The following is an 18,112-nucleotide window of genomic DNA, read 5'->3' as shown; positions in this document are numbered from 1 at the left end:
CGGTCAGCGCGTCGGCCGGCGCGGCCTCGACATCGCAGCGTTCGGGCTCGCCGAGCAGCGGCATCAGGGCGATGCGCGCGGCCGCCACGTCGGTCTCGGCCTGCTGCGCGTCGTTACGCGCGCGCAAGGCATCGACCGTGGCGCGCGCGACGTCGGCGGCGGCCAGGTCGCCGGCCTTCAGGCGCCGCCGGGCGGCGGCGACCGTGGTGTCGGACAGCGCGGCGCTCTCGCGCAGCACGGCCAGGCGCGCGGTGGCGGCCTGCCAGTCGTAGTAGGCCAGGCTCACCTGCAGGCGCAACTGGCGCTGGCTGTCGCGCAGGTCATCGCGGGCGGCGCGCTCCAGGTGGCCGGCGTTGGCCACGCGCAGCTCGCGCTTGCCGCCGCGCTCGATCAGCTGGTCGATGCGCACGGCGCTGTCGACGGTCTTGTCACGCAGCTTGCCGCTGCCGACCCCGAGGCCGCGATTGATGTTGAAGCTCTGCAGCGTCAGCGTGGGATTGGGCGGCGCGGCGGCGCTCAGGCCGGCGGCCTGCGCGCCGTCCACCGCCAGCGCGGCCAGGCGGGTATCGTTGTTGTGCTCGGCGGCGCGGGCGATTGCCTGCGCCAGCGTCAGCACTTCGGCGTGGACGCCAACGCCGGCCAGCATCAGGCACACAGCCACGCAGGCGCGCACGCGCCATGCAATCAATGGATTCATCTGTACATCCGGAAAGGAACGATCGGTCGCCGCGCTCAAGGCACCGCAGGCATGACGCGGGTGATGCGCGACAACGCCCCCTTGGCGCAGTCGGCCGGCCACAGCTCGACCATCTCGCCCATCTGCACGCTGACGCCGGGCGGCAGCTCGGCCACTTCGGTATGCATCGCGCGCACGTGGTGATAGCTCAGCCGTACGTAGTGGTGCTGGGTCAGGTCGGCGGGCGAGCTGCCGGCCAGGCAGGCGGGGATGCGGTCGGGCGGCGTGTTGGCGTCATAGATCTCCGCCACCGTGCCGCGCTTGGCGCCGTGCTGCCAATCGACCGGCGCATTCGAATAGGCGGCGCAGCCGGCCAGGGCTACCCATAGCGGCATCGCCAGAAGTGCGTGGACTGATTTCAAAAGTGCCTCGTGAAGTCGAAAACTGAAGAGCCCGAATTCTAGCGGCCATAAACTTACGACAAGATGAGCACTTTATTACGGATGCGTTAGGCGCCGGCCGGACAGTTATTTGCCACCAGCACGGTCATTCGCCAGTGTTGGCGATAGTGAATAGTCCACAGGACAGCGTCAATCCAATGAACATTGCCCTTACCTTTTTCGAAGCCCGAAAGAAAAAAAGGCCTGCATCAGATTGATGCAGGCCTTTGATTTTCTTCATGAATTCTGGTGGGAAGTGCAAGTTTCGAACTTGCGACCCCTGCAGTGTGAATGCAGTGCTCTACCCCTGAGCTAACCTCCCGAAGCGGGGCGAATTATCGCATACAACCTGCCCGCAGGGGAAGGCCGAAAACGAAAATTCTCGCTTTTTCTTACGCGGCGACCTGCGGCGTGGTGGTCGCGGTCCAGATGCACTGGCCTTTGACGGCCTTGTCCAGCCCGGCCAGCGTGGCCGCGTGGGCCGCCAGCTCGTCCTCCGTCGCCGGCAGGAAGATGATGTCGGCCAGCGGCACCGGCTCCAGCAATTCCGCGCCGCTCACCACTTCCTCTTCCGCATCCATGCCCAGGCTGTTCTGCCCGCGCGTCATCGACAGGTAGACGTCGGCCAGCAGCTCGGCATCGAGCAGCGCGCCGTGCAGCTTGCGGTGCGAGTTCGACACGCCGTAGCGGTCGCACAGCGCGTCCAGCGAGTTGCGCTTGCCCGGATGGAGTTCCTTGGCATGCACCAGCGTGTCGATCACGCCGCCGATGTGGCTGGAAAAGTCCGGCAGGTTCAGCAGCTTGAATTCGTGGTTCAGGAAGCCCAGGTCGAACGGCGCGTTGTGGATGATGACTTCCGCGCCCTGGATGTAGGCGCGCAGGTCGTCGACGATCTGATGGAATTTCGGCTTATCGCTCAGGAACTCGGTGGTCAGGCCGTGGACGTTCAGCGCGCCCTCTTCCGAGTCCCGTTCCGGGTTGATGTAGACGTGGAAGTTATTCCCCGTCAGCATACGGTTGTTCAGTTCCACGCAACCGATCTCGATGATGCGGTTGCCCAGCTTGGGGTTGATACCGGTGGTTTCGGTATCGAGTACGATTTGGCGCATAGTGTTCTGTGGTGGCTACATCCGAACGCAAGAGTATAACAGGCCGTGGCCGCTCATCGGCCGCGTGCCAGTTCGACGCCGCGGTTGGCCAGCATGTCGGCCCGCTCGTTGCCCGGATGTCCGTTGTGGCCGCGCACCCAGCGCCATTCGACGGTGTGCATGGCCTGCGCGGCGTCCAGCGCGCGCCACAGGTCCTCGTTCTTGACCGGCTCCTTGGCGGCGGTCTTCCAGCCGCGCGCCTTCCAGCCGTGTATCCATTCACTGATGCCTTTTTGAACATACTGGCTGTCGGTGTGCAGCGTGACCATGCACGGCCGCTTGAGCGCGTTGAGCGCCTCGATCACCGCCTGCAGTTCCATGCGGTTGTTGGTGGTGTCGCGCGCGCCGCCGCAAATTTCCTTCTCGGCGCTCTCGGCCACCAGGAACGCGCCCCAGCCGCCGAGGCCGGGATTACCCTTGCATGCGCCGTCCGTAAAAATCTCTACCTTATCCATCCTGCTGTTCCCGCCTTTTATTTGTTGCCGGGACGACCGCGGGGGCCGTCGCTGTTTTCTTGGTCCAAGCCGGACCGATCAAATGCATGCCTTTCACGCGCTTGATCGCCTGCACGATGTACACGCCGCCGAAGTACGGCCACCAGCGCGGCCCGGCATTATCCATGAATGCGTAGCGATGCAGCCACTTTTCTGTGCGGCAGGCCGGCGCGTAGCAGCCGAAGTGGCTCTGGCTGGCGCCCATGTTCAATAATTTTAACCAGTCTTTCATGCGCGGCATAGAGATCAGCTCCTCCGTGCGCGGCAGGAAGGAGGTGCCGCCCACGCGCCGCAGCACGTGGCGCGCGCCCCACAGGCTGGCCGGGTTGAAGCCGCAGATGATCACCTGCCCTTCCGGGATCAGCACCCGTTCGACCTCGCGCAGCACCTGGTGCGGATCGGTGGAGAACTCCAGCACATGCGGCAGCACCACCAGGTCGATCGATTGCGAAGCGAACGGTAGCTCGGTGTAGTCCAGCGTCAGCGACACCGGCCGCTGCGCCGGGCTGGTCACGGGACGCACCTTGCGGTCGGCCAGCAGTTTGTATGGCATGCGGTTGGCGGCCAGTGCATCGATTTGCGGCATGCCTATCTGTACTGCGTTGTATCCGAAGATATCGGCTGTTAAATTATCGAGACAGGTTTGTTCCCACTCACGCAAGTACACACCGGCGGGCGTTTGCAGCCAGCCTTCCAGCGCTATAATGGATTTCTCAGATCCTGCCTTGTCCATGCCTAGCCTTTTTGCGATCCAATGACCAATTCATCTATTCAAGCACTCAGTGTTCTGACGGTTCCAGCGTTCCACGACAACTACCTGTGGCTGATCCACGATGGCGTCCACGCCGCCGCTGTCGACCCCGGTGACGCCAAGCCGATACTGGCGGCCCTCAAGGCCAACGGCCTCAAGCTCACCGCCATTCTACTCACCCATCACCACGCTGACCATATTGGGGGCGTTCCTGAATTATTACAGCATTATCAGGTTCCCGTTTTTGGTCCGCGCAACGAGAGCATAGCCGCGGTCACTTTGCCGGTCGGCGAAGGCAAGACGATCGACGTGCCCGGCCTGGCGCTGCGGCTGTCGGTGCTGGACGTGCCCGGCCACACCATGGGCCACATCGCCTACGTGCGCGAGCCCGCCGACGGCGAGCCGACCTGGCTGTTCTGCGGCGACACGCTGTTCGCCGGCGGCTGCGGCCGCCTGTTCGAAGGCACGCCGGCGCAGATGATCAGCTCGCTCGGCAAACTGGCCTCGCTTCCAGATGATACCAAGGTCTACTGTGCCCACGAATATACGCTGTCCAACCTGCGCTTCGCGCGCGTGGTGGAGCCGGACAACCTGGCGCTGCAGGAACGGGTGAAGGTGGAGACCGACAAGCGCGAGCACAACGTGCCGACGGTGCCGAGCACGATAGGCGTGGAAAAGGCGACCAATCCCTTCCTGCGCTACCGTGAGCCGGCCATCGCCGAACAATTGCTGCGCGCCGGGCGGCTGGACCGCATCGACACACCGCTGGCCACGTTCACCGCGCTGCGCTTGTGGAAAAATGACTTCTAATGAAAAACGGCCCTTGCGGGCCGTTGGTTTTTCTTAGATCTCTTCGTACAGCGGCAAGGTCAGGAACTCCGCGAACTCGGTCGAGGTCGACATCTGTTCGAAGATCTGGCCGGCGCGGACGTAGGTCGGGCCGTCGCCGCCCGGCGCATCGCGCTGCACCTTGACCAGCTCTTCCTTGATCATCGCACGCACCATGTCGGCGGTGACTTTGCGGCCATCTTCCAGCACGCCCTTGTCCGAACGGATCCACTGCCACACTTGCGAACGGCTGATTTCCGCCGTGGCCGCATCTTCCATCAGGTTGTGGATCGGCACGCAGCCGTTACCGGCCAGCCAGCTGCCCAGGTAGTGGATGCCGACGTTGATGTTGTAGCGCAGGCCGGCTTCGGTGATCGGCGCTTCAGGCTTGAAGTCCAGCAGCTGCGCGGCGGTGACGTCAATGTCGGGACGCTGCTTGTCGATCTGGTTCGGCTTGTCGCCCAACACCTTGGTGAACTCGGTCATCGCCAGTTCCACCAGGCCCGGGTGGGCGACCCAGCCGCCGTCGTAGCCATCGGTGGCATCGCGCGCCTTGTCGTTGCGCACGCCGCCCATGGCGACTTCGTTCTTTTCCGGATCGTTCTTGATCGGGATCAGCGCGGCCATGCCGCCGATCGCCGGCGCGTTGCGCTTGTGGCAGGTCTTCAGCAGCAGCAAGGCGTAGGCGCGCATGAACGGCGCGGTCATCGTCACCTTGGCGCGGTCGGCCAGGCAGAAGTCCTTGTCCAGCTTGAACTTCTTGATGCACGAGAAGATGTAGTCCCAGCGGCCGGCGTTCAGGCCCGAGCTGTGCTCGCGCAGTTCGTACAGGATTTCGTCCATCTCGAACGCGGCCAGGATCGTCTCGATCAGCACGGTGGCCTTGATCGTGCCTTGTGGCAGGCCCAGTTCGTTTTGCGTCATCACAAAGATGTCGTTCCACAGGCGTGCTTCCAGGTGCGATTCCATCTTCGGCAGGTAGAAGTATGGACCGGCGCCGCGCGCCAGCTGCTCTTTGGCGTTGTGGAACATGAACAACGCGAAGTCGAAGATGCCGCCGGAGATGCGCTTGCCGTCGACCAGCACGTGCTTCTCGTCCAGGTGCCAGCCGCGTGGGCGCACCACCAGCGTGGCGATCTTGTCGTTGAGCTTGTAGGACTTGCCGTTCTGCTCCATCGAAATGGTGCGGCGCACGGCGTCGAACATATTGATCTGGCCGGTGATCTGGTTGTCCCAGTTCGGCGTGTTCGAATCTTCGAAGTCGGTCATGTAGCTGTCGGCGCCCGAATTGAAGGCGTTGATGACCATCTTGCGCTCGACCGGGCCGGTGATTTCCACGCGGCGGCATTCCAGCGCCTTCGGAATCGGTGCGATCTTCCAGTCGCCGGCGCGGATGTGCGCGGTCTCAGGCAGGAAGTCGGGACGCTCGCCGGCATCCAGGCGCTTGGCGCGCTCGACGCGCACGGCCAGCAGTTGTTGACGGCGCGCTTCGAATTCGCGGGTCAGCTTCACCACCAGCGACAGTGCCTCGGTGGTCAGGATGTTTTCGTAGCCAGGCTTGATCTCGCCCGTGATTTCCATGCCTGCCGGCAGATTGATGGTGGACTGCGTCATGAGGTCTCTCCGATAGTAAAAATATTAGCAACCAAACTAATTATAAGCACTGGCCTTCTTGTTGCACGCCCAAAGTTTTAGTGTGCGGACTCAGTTACGCCTTGATATGTTTTACAGTATATTCACTAATAAGTTATGCAAACGAGACTAAAAATCACATCATCTATGCGTTTTTATCACAAGTGACGGGCTAGGCGTTCCATGGGGCAATTCAGACAGATCTCCACCTTCGTTGAAGTGGTTTCCAAGGGCAGCCTGTCGGCCGCCGCGCGCGCCGAGGGCATCGCTCCGGCCATGATCGGCCGCCGGCTGGACGCGCTGGAAACCCGCCTGGGTGTCAAACTTTTGCAACGCACCACGCGCAAACTGGCGCTGACCAACGAGGGCGCGGCCTTCCTGGAGGATTGCCAGCGCATCCTGGCCGAACTGGAGGAGGCCGAAACCGCCGTGGCCGAACGCAGCGCCCACGCCACGGGACACCTGATGATCTCGGCCCCGGCCGGTTTCGGGCGCCAGCACGTGGCGCCGCTGATTCCCTCCTTCCTGGCCGAGCACCGCGACGTCAGCGTCACGCTGAACATGAGCGATCGCGTGGTCGACATCGTCGGCGAAGGCATCGACGTGGCGATCCGCATCGCCAGCCTGTCCGATTCCAGCCTGGTCAGCGTCAAGCTGGCCGACAACGAACGGGTGGTGGTGGCCGCGCCCTCCTACCTCAAGCGCCACGGCGAACCGAAGACGCTGGCCGACCTGGCCAAGCACAACTGCCTGGCGATCAGCAGCGAAGGCAGCCAGCGCGGCTGGACCTTCCGCGACAACGGCAAGAACGTGGTGGTCAAGGTGAGCGGCAACATGGGCAGCAACGACGGCCAGGTGCTGCACGACTGGGCGCTGGCCGGCAAGGGTCTGGCATGGCGGTCGATGTGGGAAGTGGGGAATGAGATCGAGGCGGGCAAGCTGCAGACGGTGCTCAACGAGCATTCCGCGCCGGGCAACGATATCTACGCCGTGTTCGCGCAGCGCCGCCATCTGCCGCTGCGGATACGCGCCTTCGTGGATTTCCTGCGGCACACGTATGCGCAGCCGGATTATTGGCGCAAATCCTGGAAATGATGCTGATGTAACAGCTCACACCACAGCCCGCACAAAAACGCGGGCGAAAAAAAATCCCCGGATACCGAGGATTTCTTATTTCGTTTGATTCAGCGTATTACAGTGGCTGAATGTTCGAAGCTTGCTTGCCCTTAGGACCAGCGGTCACTTCAAAAGAAACGCGTTGGTTCTCTTGCAGCGACTTGAAGCCTGCGGACTGAATCGCCGAGAAGTGAGCGAACAGATCTTCGCCGCCTTCGTCCGGGGTGATAAAGCCGAAGCCCTTCGAATCATTGAACCATTTTACGATACCAGTTGCCATTACAATTCCTATTTCAGTTAAGTTGGGCTTGCGCCCGTGATATCGTTTGAGGCAAGAAAGAAATGACAGACAAACTGCACTACTCTTGAATCTAAACGATCCCGCATTATACCCATTTACGAGAGAAAAGCACGTTTTCGCGAAAATAAATGCAAAGCCACATTTTCTTTGGTAGAAACCCAGCAAAAACGCCAACTTTCCATCGCTCAACAACCCGTCTCTCGGGGTGTATTTGTCACTATAGACAACTTAATCCTACGTCATTTGACATGGATCAAGCGCACGCTTACTCGTAATCTGTTGCTTGCGCGTCACGGGCTGCCCAATTCAGCAGCTGTTCGACTTCCGGAATGACCGCGGACCAGCCGGTATGCTCGGTCAGCACGCCGCGCACCATGTGTTCGATGCGGCGCGCCTGCTGCCCCAGCATGCCGAAGCCGAAGGTACCAGCGGATCCGGCCACGCCATGCAGCAATTCGTGAAGCCGGCGCAGTTCCGTTTCCGGCGGCGGATCGCCACCGGTCGCCTTGCAAGCGGCCAGCGCATTGGTGATCTGCGCCATCGTGCCCGGCACGGTGGCGGCGTACCGTTCGCTCAACGCCGCCAGGCGGGCGCGGTATTCGGGATCGGCCGGAGTCGCCATGATGATTACTTGGTGCCGAAGATGCGGTCGCCGGCGTCGCCCAGGCCAGGCACGATGTAGGCGTGGTCGTTCAGGTGCGAATCGAGCGAGGCGCAGTAGATCTTCACGCCCGGATGTGCCTTCTGGAACACTTCGACGCCTTCCGGCGCGGCCACCAGGGCCAGGAAGATGATCTGGTCGTCGGTCACGCCGCGCTTTTTCAGCACGTCCACCGCGTGCACGGCCGAATTACCGGTCGCCACCATCGGGTCGCACAGGATGAAGGTGCGTTCGACCGTGTCCGGCAGGCGCACCAGGTATTCCACCGGCTGGTGGGTTTCAGGATCGCGGAATACGCCGATGTGGCCGACGCGGGCCGACGGCACCAGGTCCAGCAGGCCGTCGCTCATACCGATGCCGGCGCGCAGGATGGGGACGATGGCCAGCTTGCGGCCGGCGATGACCGGCGCGTCAATGGTCATCAGCGGGGTTTCGACGGTGCGGGTGGTCAGCGGCAGGTCGCGCGTGATCTCATAGCCCATCAGCAGCGTGATTTCCTTGAGCAGGTCGCGGAAGGTACGCGTCGACGTGTCCTTCGCGCGCATGTGGCTCAGTTTGTGTTGTATCAGCGGGTGGTTGGTGATAAACAGGTTGGGAAAACGCGGATCTTGTTTCATTGTTTGCTCTATTTGGTCGGTATGTGTTTTTTATTATACTAGGCCTCGGAACCCAGAAACATCGCGACCGCCTCTTCCGCTATCTGGTCCAGGTTGGATCCCTGGCCCGGCTTGTACCACAGCACGCTGTAATTGATCGCGCCCATCAGCAGCAGGCGCGCCACCGCGCTGTCGCTGCGCAGCAGGCCGGCGGCCGACAATTCATTGACCACGTCCTGCCACAATTGATCGTAGCGGTCGCGCAGCACCTGCACGCGTTCGCGCAGTTCCGGCGTCAGGCGGCGCCAGTCGTACAGCAGCACCGGGATGAAGTCGTGGCCTTCGCCCAGCACGATTTCCAGGTGCGCGCGCACCAGTGTCTGGAACTTGGCGCGCGGCGGCAGATCGCCCGCCACGATGGCCTCGGCGGCCGGCAGCCCCGCCACCAGGCCCTCCTCCATCACCGCCGCGAGTATCTCCTGCTTGCTCTTGAAGTGATAGAACGGACTGCCGGAGCGCATGCCGACGGCGTCGGCGATATCGCGCGTGGTGGTGCCGTCGAAACCGCGCTCGCGGAACAGGCGCGCGGCTACGCGCACCAGATCGGCGCGGCGGTTATCGACAGGGGCGGTATTCGTCATACTATTTATCCAGTTTATTCAATCAGCGCGCGCGCCAGGATGGCCGCGCAATCGACGCCCGCCGGCAGCCGTCCGAAGGCGCCGCCGGGTTCGCGCGCCAGCCGCGATGCGACAAACGCCGACGATACCCAGGCCGGCGCATGCCGCAACAGCAGGCCGGCCTGCACCGCCAGCACCACCCGCTCGGCCAGCACGCGGGCGCCGAATTCGTCGGACTGCGGCTGGTTCAAGTCGGCCAGCAAGGCCTGCGTGTAACGGACGTAGTCGGCATCGGACTCGCCGGCCAGCGCCAGTTCGGACGCCAGCGCCTCGCGCGCGGCTGGAGTTTTGCCGAAGGCGCGCAACAAGTCAAGGCACATCACATTGCCCGAGCCTTCCCAGATCGAGTTGACGGGCAGCTCGCGATACAGGCGCGCCAGCGGGCCGTCCTCCACGTAGCCGCTGCCGCCGATGACTTCCATCGCCTCCGCGCCGAAGGCCGGGCCGCGCTTGCAGATCCAGTATTTTCCGGCCGGCGTCAGGATGCGGGCCAGCAGCGCCTGCGCCGGATCGGCGCCCTCGTCGAAGCAGCGCGCCAGGCGCATGCCGAAGGCCGTCGCCGCTTCCGATTCCAGCGCCAGGTCGGCCAGCACGTTCTGCATCAGCGGCTGTTCGGACAGCGGGCGGCCGAACGCCGAACGCCTGCGCGCGTGATGCAGCGCATGCGTCAGCGCGGCGCGCATGGTGCCGGCGCTGCCCAACACGCAGTCGAGGCGCGTATGACTGCCCATCTCCAGTATCGTTGGGATGCCGCGTCCCGGCTTGCCGATCAACCAGCCGTAGGCGCCGGTGAACTCGACCTCCGACGAGGCGTTGGAACGGTTGCCCAATTTATCCTTCAACCGCTGAACGCGGATCTGGTTGCGGCTGCCGTCCGGCAGGTAGCGCGGCAGGAAGAAGCACGACAATCCCGCACTGCCCGCGTCGTCGGTCTGCGCCAGGATCAGGTGCGCGTCGCTTTGCGGCGCCGAGAAGAACCATTTGTGGCCGACGATGCGATAGACGTCCTCGCCCTCCTCGCCGAACATCGCGCGCGCTTCGGCCAGCGGCACCGGCTCCGCGCGGGTGGTGTTGGAGCGCACGTCGGAACCGCCCTGCTTCTCCGTCATGCCCATGCCGATGATGGCGCCGCGCTTTTGCTCGACCGGCAGCGAGCGCGGGTCGTATTCGGTCGACAGGATCTTCGGCAGCCACTTGCCGGCGATCCTCGGCGCCTGCTTCAGCGCCGGCACGGACGCATACGTCATCGTCACCGGACATTGCGAGCCGTTCTCCACCTGGCCGAACAACATGTAGCGCGCCGCCCGCGCGACCTGCGCGCCAGGGCCGCCCAGCCATGGCGACGCATGCGCGCCGTTCTCGATCAGCAGCGCCATCAGGCTGTGCCAGGCCGGATGGAACTCCACCTCGTCCACGCGCTTGCCGGCGCGGTCGAAGTTGTGCAGCTTCGGTGAATATTGGTTGGCCAGCCGCGCCAGGTCGAGCACCTCGGCGCGGCCCAGCTGCGCGCCCAGCGCGTGCAGCGACTCAGCCGCCGCCGCGCCGCCTTCGCGCAGCAGCGCCTCCTGCAGGGCCGGATCTGCCGCGTACAGGTTGACGTTCTCGAACGGTGCAACCGTGTTGTTCACTTCATGCGTATCGAATGGATTCATTTCCTCTCCTTCTTCGGCAAGATGCCCATTTGCTTGGCGATGATGCCCAACATGACTTCATCGGCGCCACCGGCGATGGATGTCAGGCGCCCGTCGCGGAACATGCGCGCGACGCGGTTCTCCCAGCTGTAGCCCATGCCGCCCCAGAACTGCATGCAGGCGTCGGGCACCAGTCGCAGCAGGCGTCCGGCCTTCAGCTTGCACATCGAGGCCAGCTCGGTCACATCCTGGCCGCTTATATATAGCTGCCCGGCGCGATAGGTCAGCGCGCGCAGGCTCTCCACTTCCGTCTTCAACTCCGCCAGCTTGAAATGCACGTGCTGATTATCCAGCAGCCGGCCGCCGAACATGGCGCGCTCGCGTGCCCAGTCCACCGTCAAGTCTATACAATTGGCCAGCGTTTGCACCGCGTTTGCCGCAGCCCACAAGCGTTCTTCCTGAAACTGCAGCATCTGGTACACGAAGCCCTGCCCCTCCTCGCCGATGGCGTGGCGCTGCGGCACGCGCACCTCGTCGAAGTAGATCAAGCCTGTGTCGGAAGCGTTCATGCCGATCTTGCGGATCTTCCTGCCGACCGAGACGCCCGGCGTATCCATCGACACCATCACCAGCGTCTTGTTCTGGTGGGCCGGGCCGTCGGAGGTGTTGACCAGCACGCACATCCAGTCGGCCTGCAGGCTGTTGGTGATCCACATCTTGCTGCCGTTGATGATGTAATCGCCGCCGTCCTTGCGGGCGCTGGTGCGGATGGCCGCCACGTCCGAGCCGGCGTGCGCCTCGGAGACGCCGACGCAGCCGACCATCTCGCCGCTGATGGCCGGCGCCAGGAACTCGCGGCACAAGGCATCCGAGCCGAAGCGCGCCAATGCCGGCGTGCACATATCGGTCTGCACGCCGATCGCCATCGGTATCGCGCCGCAATCGACGTGGCCCAGCGTCTCGGCCATCGCCATCGAATACGAATAATCGAGGCCCAAGCCGCCGTATTCCACCGGCTTGGTCAGGCCCAGCAAACCGAGCTCCCCCATTTTCCTGAACAGGGCGTGCGCGGGAAATATGCCGGCCTCCTCCCACTCATCGACATATGGATTGATTTCGCTCTCGATGAAGCGCCTCAGTGTGCGCTGTAATTCCTGATGTTCGTGGCTGTCAAACATGGCCTGTCTCCTTGTTATCTGGCCAGACTAGCGCAATTGGCGGCACGAAGCAAGCAGTTGCTTTGTTATCGTTTGCACTCTATGATGGCCGTCCAGACAAGGAGATTCCATGACCGAAGCCTATGTGTACGAGGCCATCCGCACCCCGCGCGGCAAGGGCAAGAAGGACGGCAGTTTGCACACCGTCAAGCCGATCACGCTGCTGTCGGGCCTGATGCGCGAACTGCAGACGCGCCACAAGCTCGACACCGCGCTGATCGACGACGTCGTGCTCGGCTGCGTCACGCCGGTCGGCGACCAGGGCGCGGACATCGCCAAAATCGCCGCGCTGGCCGCCGGCTGGGACTGGAAAGTGGCCGGCGTGCAGCTGAACCGTTTCTGCGCCTCGGGCCTGGAGGCGGTCAACTTGGCGGCGCAGAAAGTGCGCTCCGGCTGGGAAGACCTGGTGGTGGCCGGCGGCGTCGAGTCGATGTCGCGCGTGCCGATGGGCTCGGACGGCGGCGCCTGGGCACTGGATCCCGAGACCAGCCTGCGCACCGATTTCCTGCCGCAAGGCATAGGCGCCGACCTGATCGCCATGCTGGACGGCTACACCCGCGAACAGGTCGACGCCTACGCCGTGCGTTCCCAGCAGAAGGCCGCCGCCGCACGCGCCGCCGGCCGGTTCCGCTCGGTGGTACCGGTCCACGACCAGAACGGCGTGCTGATTCTGGCCGAGGACGAATTCATCAAGCCCAACACCACCATCGAAACCTTGAGCGGCCTGAAGCCTTCATTCGAGGCGGCCGGCCGGATGGGCTTCGACAGCGTGGCGCTGCGCAAGTATCCACAGCTGGACCGGGTCGACCACATCCACACGGCCGGCAACTCCTCCGGCATCGTCGACGGCGCCGCGCTCGCGCTGATCGGCAGCGAGGCGGCCGGCAACCAGCTTGGCCTGAAGCCGCGCGCGCGCGTGCTGGCCACCGCCGTCACCGGCACCGATCCGACCATCATGCTGACCGGCCCGGCGCCCGCCGCCCGCAAGGCGCTGCTGAAAGCCGGCCTGGACATCGCCGACATCGACCTGTTCGAAGTGAACGAAGCCTTCGCCTCGGTGGTAATGCGCTTCATGACCGAGCTGGGCGTGCCGGAGGAAAAGGTCAACGTCAACGGCGGCGCCATCGCGCTTGGCCACCCGCTGGGCGCGACCGGCTGCATGCTGCTCGGCACCCTGCTGGACGAACTGGAAGCCCGCGACCTCAAGCGCGGCCTGATAACCCTGTGCGTGGGCGGCGGCATGGGCATCGCCACCATCATCGAACGCGTGTGAACGGAATGACCATGATCACCACCCATCAAATCGGCGGCACCATCACCGTCATGGTGGCCGCGCGCGCCATCAACCCGCTGAGCCGGCTGTTCCAGCGCGAGCTCGGCGCCCTGCTCGACAAGCTGGAAGCCGGACGGAGCGGCCTGCACGGCGTCATCATCGGCTTCGACGCCGAGGCCACCGATTCGGACCACGAACTGGAGCACCTGATGGCGCTGACCGCCGCGCAGGCCGGCGACTGCATGCTGATGCTGGCCGCCTACAACCGCTTGCTGCGCCGACTGGAATGCCTGGGCATCCCGGTGGTCGCCACGCTGGGCGGCGCGGTCGGCGGCCACGCGCTGGGCCTGGCGCTGGCCTGCCATCACCGCATCAGCCTGGACGACGCGACCTTCAGCCTGCCGCAAGTACATCTGGGCGTGGCGCCGGCCGCGGGCGAAATCGTCCGCACCGTGCGCCTGGCCGGCTTGCAGGGCGCCATGCCCCTGCTGCTCGACGGCGCGACGCTGACCGCCGACCAGGCCCAGCACGCCGGCCTGCTGCACGCCGTCGCCTACAACGAGGAACAGGTGTCCCAGCTGGTGCACACCACGCTGGCCGCCGACACGCCCGCAGTGCAGCCGTGGGACGTCAAGGGCTATCGCCTGCCGGGCGGCGCGCTCACGTCCGCCCCGGTGCAGCCCCTGCTGCAAATGGCGCCCGCCGTGCTGCGCCAGCGCACCGGCGGCCACCTGCCGGCGCCGGAGGCCATCCTGTGCGCCATGGTCGAGGGCCTGCAAGTCGATTTCGACAGCGCGCTGCTGATCGAAAGCCGCTATTTCTGCCAGACGGCGATCAGTCCGGTGGCCCACAATCTGATGCACTTAAATCAAATTCGCGCCGACCTGGCGTCGCCGGCGGCGCTGGAGCTGGCCGCCGCATTGCGTTTATGCTACGCGGACGAGGTGCGCACGCTGCGGGCCGGATCCGTGCCGGAAGCGCTGTTGCGCAACGCCGCACTCGCGGCCGGCCTGCCGCCGCCGCCCGATACCGCCGCCAGCCCCGCCAGCGACGAGGGCGAAGCATCCACGCTCCAGCTGGCGGAGCTTCGCGACCGCCTGCTGCACGCGCTGTGCGCCACCGCGCGGCAGCACGTCGAAAGCGGCACCGTCAGCGGCGCCGAGGCCGACCTGATTTCCGTGCAGCTGTTCGGTTTCCCGGCCCACACCGGCGGCGCGTTTCATTTCGCGCAACACGCTTGAACCGGGCTTGCACGGCTGTCCAGAACAGCCGTGTTTTCCCTATGTAAACTTCAATTTATTGGCCTAACTCAAGAGAAAACTGTAAAAGTCGCTTCGATGTTGTCGTTTTTCATGTAAATCCACTCTCATCAGTGATACATTGCGTTCTGGTTTTGCAAGTTTCGCGCAGCCACGTTACATGTATAAAATGAAAGATTAGATCCTCGCGATGTTTTCCAGTATCCCAGCCCCATCCCCGCGACATGAATTGGATAACCTCATGGAAGAGGCGGGCGATGTTGTGTTCCGCCTCAATCAACTGGGGCAGATACTGTATGCCAGCAAACGCGCGGTGGCCCTGATCTCCAGCTATGTCCCGCTGGCCGGCGACACACTGTCCAAGCTGGTATCGCTGGACGACCAGGCACCGCTGGCGGCCGTGCTGGCCGAAGTCGGCGGCACCAGCGTGTCGCGTCAGCTGGAAGTGCGCATCAAGACGCCGGACGCCGAGATCTGGCACGAACTGCGGATCTCCTGCTACGCCAACCAGCACGGCCTGAGCGAGCTGCTGGTGGTCGGCCGCGACATGACGCTGCAGCGCGCCACCGAAGAGCGGCTGCGCCACATGGCCACCCACGACGCCCTGACCGAACTGCCCAACCGACTGCTGCTGTCGGACCGCATGCGCATGGTGATCGCCAACGCGCGCCGCTCCGGCCAGGGCTTCTCGGTCGCCACCATCGGCCTGGACGGATTCAAGAAAGTCAACGACGGCCTCGGCCATCCGGTCGGCGACGCCGTGCTGCGCACCGCCGCCGCGCGGCTGCGCAAGACCCTGCGCGACAGCGACACCCTGGCCCGCGTCGGCGGCGACGAGTTTGTCGCCGTGCTGCCCGGCACCGCCACCGAGGCGCAGATCAAGCTGGTCACCGGCCGCCTGATCGCCACCCTGCAGTCGCCGTTTGAAATCGACAACCACACGATCTACATCGGCGCCTCGGTCGGCGTGGCGGTCTACCCGCAGCACGCCGAGGACGAGGTGCGGCTGGTCGCGCTGGCCGACGCCGCCATGTCGCGCGCCAAGGAAACCGGCAAGGCCCGCTGCGTGGTCTACAGCCAGACCCAGTCCGGTCCGCCGGAGCACGACATCTCGCTGGAGGCGGCGATGTTCCAGGCGGTGCGCGAGGGCGAGTTCCTGCTCTATTACCAGCCCATCGTCGACGCCCGCACGCGCGAGATCCAGGGCTTCGAAACGCTGATGCGCTGGAAGCACCCGACGCTGGGCATGGTGCCGCCGGCCCGCTTCATTCCGATCGCCGAGACCAACGGCCTCATCAATTTGCTGGGCGCCTGGGCCTTGAAGGCGGCCTGCGTGCAGCTGAAACAGTTCGAGGAAGTGGCGAAGCGCAGCCTGTACATCTCTGTTAATATCAGCCCGCGGCAATTCCGCAATGATAAATTTCTGGATGTGCTGGACGATGCGATCGCCTTCTCCGGCCTACTTGGTGAGCAATTGGTTTTGGAAATCACAGAAGGTACTTTGATGATTGACCCGGTGCATGCCGAGTCCATCCTGACCAAAATGGCAGAGCGCAAGGCCCGCATCGCCATCGACGATTTCGGCACCGGGTATTCCTCGCTGGCCTACCTCAAGCGCTTCCCCATCTCCGTGCTGAAGATCGACCGCACCTTCATCCGCGACCTGCCCGGCTCGCAGAAGGACGGCGCCATCTGCAACGCCGTGCTCGACCTGGCCAAGCACCTGGACCTGTCCGTGGTGGCCGAGGGCGTCGAGACCGAGGGCCAGATGGACTACCTGGAACAGCGCGGCTGCCAGTACATCCAGGGCTACCTGACCGGCAAGCCGATGGCCTCCAATGTGGCGCTGGCCGCGCTCAAGGAAAGCATCCACGTCAAGGTGGTGCCGCCCGAACTGCGCCAGGTGGCGCAATGACGGCGCGCTTCACCGCCAGCACCCCGCTGGGCGACGCCACGCTGGCCGCGCTGTGGGACTGCACCCGCCGGCGCGGCGACATGCCGGGCTTCGCCAAGGCCATCACCGCCATCCTGGGCGCGATGCGCGGCGAGGACGAGCAGGAATTCAACATGACCCGCACCGTGCTGTCCGATCCGGTGCTCACGCAAAAGGTGCTGCGGCTGGCCAACAGCGGCATGTACTCGGCCTTCGGCCAGCATGTGAACACGGTCTCGAAGGCGGTGCTGGTGCTGGGCACGGAGGCCATCGGCCACCTGGCGCTGGGCCTGAAGCTGATCGAGGAACTGGCGGCCGGCTCGCCCGACGCCACCATCGCCCACATCGAAATGGAAAAGGCCGTGCTGGCCGGCATCGTGGCGCAGCAGATCGCCTACACCGCCGAAAGCCGCCACGGCGAGGAAGCCGTGGTGTGCTCGATGCTGCACACGCTGGGCCGCATGATGATGACCTTCTACATGCCGGAGCGCTGGCAGGAACTGCAGCGCGCGGCCGACCAGGCCGGCTGCGGCATCGACGACGTCGCGCCCGAGATGCTGGGCCTGACGATGGAGGAAATCGGCCACGCCGCCGCCCTGCACTGGGGCCTGCCCGGTACGCTGGTCAAGGGCATGCGCAAGGTCGAACCGCCGGCGCCGGGCGCCGAAGTGAGCAGCTCGGACTGGATCGCCGGCCTGTCGACCATGTCGGCGCTGTGCGCGGAATCGCTGTGGCATGACGACGCCGCCGGCGCCGCCGTGGTCAAGGAACTGACGCAATCGTACGCCGCCATGCTGGGCGTGGAGCCGGACAACCTGATGCACGCCATCGAGCAGGCCAAGGTGGTGGCGGCCAACGACCTGTCCATCGCGCCGCTGTCGCGCCCCGCCGAGCGCCGCGCCAAGGCGCTGGCCAAGACACGCCAGCGCGCCGCCGGCAACAAGATCCTGCTCAGCGGCCTGGCCGACATGCGCGACATGCTGGAGACGGCCAATCCCGGCCAGATGGTGCAGATCGCGCTGGAAACGGTGTACAAGGGACTGGACTTCTCGCGCGCGGTGGCCTTCGTGCGCAACCGCAAGGAGAACCAGTACGCGGCCAAGATCAGCTTTGGCGAAGGCACCAGGGAACTGCTGCCGGCGCTGGCCTTCGACGACGCCTACGAGCCGAACGTGTTCCACGCCGCGCTCAACAGCGACCGCGTGATCTTCATTGAAAACGCCCGCGACGTGAAGTTCGCGGCCAAGCTGCCGTTGTGGTGGAAGAGTTCACTGTCCGAAGCGCGCAGCTTCGTGATCCTGCCGCTGTCGGCCAACGGCCAGCCGGCCGGCTTCCTGTACGGCGACTGGGACGACTCCTTCCCGCCCATCCAGCTGAGCCAGACCGAGTTCGCGCTGTTGAACGACATGCGGGCGCTGGTGGTGCGGGCGGTCGAGCGCCGCCACAAGCTGGAAGCGGTCGGCTCCCGCAGCTAGT

The 18,112-nt window shown here is 64.4% G+C and carries 19 protein-coding genes and 1 tRNA gene; 6 read left to right on the top strand and 14 right to left on the bottom strand.

Annotated features, from left to right (window positions below; all coding sequences use genetic code 11):
• The 7 genes from ACUJB0_RS20610 to ACUJB0_RS20580 all read right to left on the bottom strand — a co-directional run.
• Nucleotides 1–697 (bottom strand): TolC family protein (locus ACUJB0_RS20610; protein WP_444846850.1); only part of this gene is annotated, 697 nt, incomplete at its 3' end.
• A 35-nt stretch (nt 698–732) separates the two neighbouring features.
• Entirely contained in the window at nt 733–1,071 is a 339-nt protein-coding gene (locus ACUJB0_RS20605; RefSeq protein WP_444846849.1) for a hypothetical protein, read from the bottom strand.
• A gap of 151 nt (nt 1,072–1,222) precedes the next feature.
• Nucleotides 1,223–1,357 (bottom strand): hypothetical protein, encoded by a 135-nt coding sequence (locus tag ACUJB0_RS20600; protein WP_444846848.1) that lies wholly within the window; start codon nt 1,355–1,357, stop codon nt 1,223–1,225.
• A 6-nt stretch (nt 1,358–1,363) separates the two neighbouring features.
• Nucleotides 1,364–1,438 (bottom strand) — tRNA-Val (locus ACUJB0_RS20595).
• A 70-nt stretch (nt 1,439–1,508) separates the two neighbouring features.
• A complete protein-coding gene (gene dnaQ / locus ACUJB0_RS20590; RefSeq protein ID WP_161085637.1) occupies nt 1,509–2,225 on the bottom strand; it encodes a DNA polymerase III subunit epsilon in 717 nt (238 codons plus the stop codon).
• 53 nt (nt 2,226–2,278) lie between these two features.
• Nucleotides 2,279–2,719: a ribonuclease HI gene (rnhA, locus tag ACUJB0_RS20585; protein ID WP_444846847.1), complete on the bottom strand. Its 441-nt coding sequence runs from the start codon at nt 2,717–2,719 to the stop codon at nt 2,279–2,281.
• Entirely contained in the window at nt 2,712–3,491 is a 780-nt protein-coding gene (locus ACUJB0_RS20580; protein WP_161085638.1) for a class I SAM-dependent methyltransferase, read from the bottom strand. Before ACUJB0_RS20580 ends, rnhA begins: the two co-directional genes overlap by 8 nt.
• Nucleotides 3,492–3,512: 21 nt before the next feature.
• Between ACUJB0_RS20580 and gloB the strand changes: the two genes are divergently transcribed.
• The gene (gloB, locus tag ACUJB0_RS20575; RefSeq protein WP_444846846.1) at nt 3,513–4,319 is read left to right on the top strand and encodes a hydroxyacylglutathione hydrolase; all 807 of its coding nucleotides are present in this window, start codon (nt 3,513–3,515) and stop codon (nt 4,317–4,319) included.
• A gap of 33 nt (nt 4,320–4,352) precedes the next feature.
• On the opposite strand, the gene aceB is transcribed toward gloB, so the two are convergent.
• Nucleotides 4,353–5,951, bottom strand: coding sequence for a malate synthase A (gene aceB, locus ACUJB0_RS20570; RefSeq protein WP_444846845.1), 1,599 nt, complete (start codon nt 5,949–5,951; stop codon nt 4,353–4,355).
• 201 nt (nt 5,952–6,152) lie between these two features.
• Here aceB and ACUJB0_RS20565 point away from each other — a divergent pair, with 201 nt between their 5' ends.
• Nucleotides 6,153–7,064: a LysR family transcriptional regulator gene (locus ACUJB0_RS20565; protein WP_161085641.1), complete on the top strand. Its 912-nt coding sequence runs from the start codon at nt 6,153–6,155 to the stop codon at nt 7,062–7,064.
• A 97-nt stretch (nt 7,065–7,161) separates the two neighbouring features.
• Here the strand turns inward: ACUJB0_RS20565 and ACUJB0_RS20560 are convergent, their stop codons facing one another.
• From ACUJB0_RS20560 to ACUJB0_RS20535, 6 genes are all read right to left on the bottom strand, one after another.
• Nucleotides 7,162–7,365 carry a cold-shock protein gene (locus tag ACUJB0_RS20560; protein ID WP_008448165.1) on the bottom strand — a complete coding sequence of 68 codons (204 nt, stop codon included), beginning with the start codon at nt 7,363–7,365 and terminating at the stop codon, nt 7,162–7,164.
• A gap of 286 nt (nt 7,366–7,651) precedes the next feature.
• Entirely contained in the window at nt 7,652–8,008 is a 357-nt protein-coding gene (locus tag ACUJB0_RS20555; protein ID WP_444846844.1) for an Hpt domain-containing protein, read from the bottom strand.
• Nucleotides 8,009–8,013: 5 nt separating this feature from the next.
• Entirely contained in the window at nt 8,014–8,664 is a 651-nt protein-coding gene (gene upp / locus ACUJB0_RS20550) for a uracil phosphoribosyltransferase (RefSeq protein ID WP_161088777.1), read from the bottom strand.
• A 38-nt stretch (nt 8,665–8,702) separates the two neighbouring features.
• The gene (locus ACUJB0_RS20545) at nt 8,703–9,284 is read right to left on the bottom strand and encodes a TetR/AcrR family transcriptional regulator (protein ID WP_444846843.1); all 582 of its coding nucleotides are present in this window, start codon (nt 9,282–9,284) and stop codon (nt 8,703–8,705) included.
• 14 nt (nt 9,285–9,298) lie between these two features.
• Entirely contained in the window at nt 9,299–10,975 is a 1,677-nt protein-coding gene (locus ACUJB0_RS20540; RefSeq protein ID WP_444846842.1) for an isovaleryl-CoA dehydrogenase, read from the bottom strand.
• Nucleotides 10,972–12,132, bottom strand: coding sequence for an acyl-CoA dehydrogenase family protein (locus ACUJB0_RS20535; RefSeq protein ID WP_444846841.1), 1,161 nt, complete (start codon nt 12,130–12,132; stop codon nt 10,972–10,974). The genes ACUJB0_RS20540 and ACUJB0_RS20535 overlap by 4 nt, the downstream gene beginning before the upstream one ends.
• Before the next feature lie 109 nt (nt 12,133–12,241).
• On the opposite strand from ACUJB0_RS20535, the gene ACUJB0_RS20530 reads away from it, so the two are divergent.
• The 4 genes from ACUJB0_RS20530 (at nt 12,242) to ACUJB0_RS20515 (ending at nt 18,111) form a co-directional block, all read left to right on the top strand.
• Nucleotides 12,242–13,444: an acetyl-CoA C-acetyltransferase gene (locus tag ACUJB0_RS20530; protein ID WP_444846840.1), complete on the top strand. Its 1,203-nt coding sequence runs from the start codon at nt 12,242–12,244 to the stop codon at nt 13,442–13,444.
• 11 nt (nt 13,445–13,455) lie between these two features.
• Nucleotides 13,456–14,685, top strand: a complete 1,230-nt coding sequence (locus tag ACUJB0_RS20525; protein WP_444846839.1) for an enoyl-CoA hydratase-related protein — start codon at nt 13,456–13,458, stop codon at nt 14,683–14,685.
• Between the two features lie 259 nt (nt 14,686–14,944).
• Nucleotides 14,945–16,618 carry a putative bifunctional diguanylate cyclase/phosphodiesterase gene (locus ACUJB0_RS20520; RefSeq protein WP_444846838.1) on the top strand — a complete coding sequence of 558 codons (1,674 nt, stop codon included), beginning with the start codon at nt 14,945–14,947 and terminating at the stop codon, nt 16,616–16,618.
• Complete coding sequence (locus ACUJB0_RS20515; protein WP_444846837.1) at nt 16,615–18,111, top strand: HDOD domain-containing protein; 1,497 nt, start codon at nt 16,615–16,617, stop codon at nt 18,109–18,111. Before ACUJB0_RS20520 ends, ACUJB0_RS20515 begins: the two co-directional genes overlap by 4 nt.
• The last annotated feature ends 1 nt before the right edge of the window (nt 18,112 follow it).

This window comes from Duganella caerulea (assembly GCF_040362985.1).
GTDB lineage: Bacteria > Pseudomonadota > Gammaproteobacteria > Burkholderiales > Burkholderiaceae_D > Rugamonas > Rugamonas vulcania.
The sequence above is the reverse complement of the archived record's forward strand: the minus strand, read 5'-3'. Positions and strand labels throughout refer to the sequence as shown.

Coding starts and splice junctions, on each gene's coding strand:
- ACUJB0_RS20605 (WP_444846849.1), bottom strand. CDS start 1,071: ATGCCGCTATGGGTAGCCCTGGCCGGCTGCGCCGCCTATTCGAATGCG.
- ACUJB0_RS20600 (WP_444846848.1), bottom strand. CDS start 1,357: ATGAAGAAAATCAAAGGCCTGCATCAATCTGATGCAGGCCTTTTTTTC.
- dnaQ (WP_161085637.1), bottom strand. CDS start 2,225: ATGCGCCAAATCGTACTCGATACCGAAACCACCGGTATCAACCCCAAG.
- rnhA (WP_444846847.1), bottom strand. CDS start 2,719: ATGGATAAGGTAGAGATTTTTACGGACGGCGCATGCAAGGGTAATCCC.
- ACUJB0_RS20580 (WP_161085638.1), bottom strand. CDS start 3,491: ATGGACAAGGCAGGATCTGAGAAATCCATTATAGCGCTGGAAGGCTGG.
- gloB (WP_444846846.1), top strand. CDS start 3,513: ATGACCAATTCATCTATTCAAGCACTCAGTGTTCTGACGGTTCCAGCG.
- aceB (WP_444846845.1), bottom strand. CDS start 5,951: ATGACGCAGTCCACCATCAATCTGCCGGCAGGCATGGAAATCACGGGC.
- ACUJB0_RS20565 (WP_161085641.1), top strand. CDS start 6,153: ATGGGGCAATTCAGACAGATCTCCACCTTCGTTGAAGTGGTTTCCAAG.
- ACUJB0_RS20560 (WP_008448165.1), bottom strand. CDS start 7,365: ATGGCAACTGGTATCGTAAAATGGTTCAATGATTCGAAGGGCTTCGGC.
- ACUJB0_RS20555 (WP_444846844.1), bottom strand. CDS start 8,008: ATGGCGACTCCGGCCGATCCCGAATACCGCGCCCGCCTGGCGGCGTTG.
- upp (WP_161088777.1), bottom strand. CDS start 8,664: ATGAAACAAGATCCGCGTTTTCCCAACCTGTTTATCACCAACCACCCG.
- ACUJB0_RS20545 (WP_444846843.1), bottom strand. CDS start 9,284: ATGACGAATACCGCCCCTGTCGATAACCGCCGCGCCGATCTGGTGCGC.
- ACUJB0_RS20540 (WP_444846842.1), bottom strand. CDS start 10,975: ATGAATCCATTCGATACGCATGAAGTGAACAACACGGTTGCACCGTTC.
- ACUJB0_RS20535 (WP_444846841.1), bottom strand. CDS start 12,132: ATGTTTGACAGCCACGAACATCAGGAATTACAGCGCACACTGAGGCGC.
- ACUJB0_RS20530 (WP_444846840.1), top strand. CDS start 12,242: ATGACCGAAGCCTATGTGTACGAGGCCATCCGCACCCCGCGCGGCAAG.
- ACUJB0_RS20525 (WP_444846839.1), top strand. CDS start 13,456: ATGATCACCACCCATCAAATCGGCGGCACCATCACCGTCATGGTGGCC.
- ACUJB0_RS20520 (WP_444846838.1), top strand. CDS start 14,945: ATGGAAGAGGCGGGCGATGTTGTGTTCCGCCTCAATCAACTGGGGCAG.
- ACUJB0_RS20515 (WP_444846837.1), top strand. CDS start 16,615: ATGACGGCGCGCTTCACCGCCAGCACCCCGCTGGGCGACGCCACGCTG.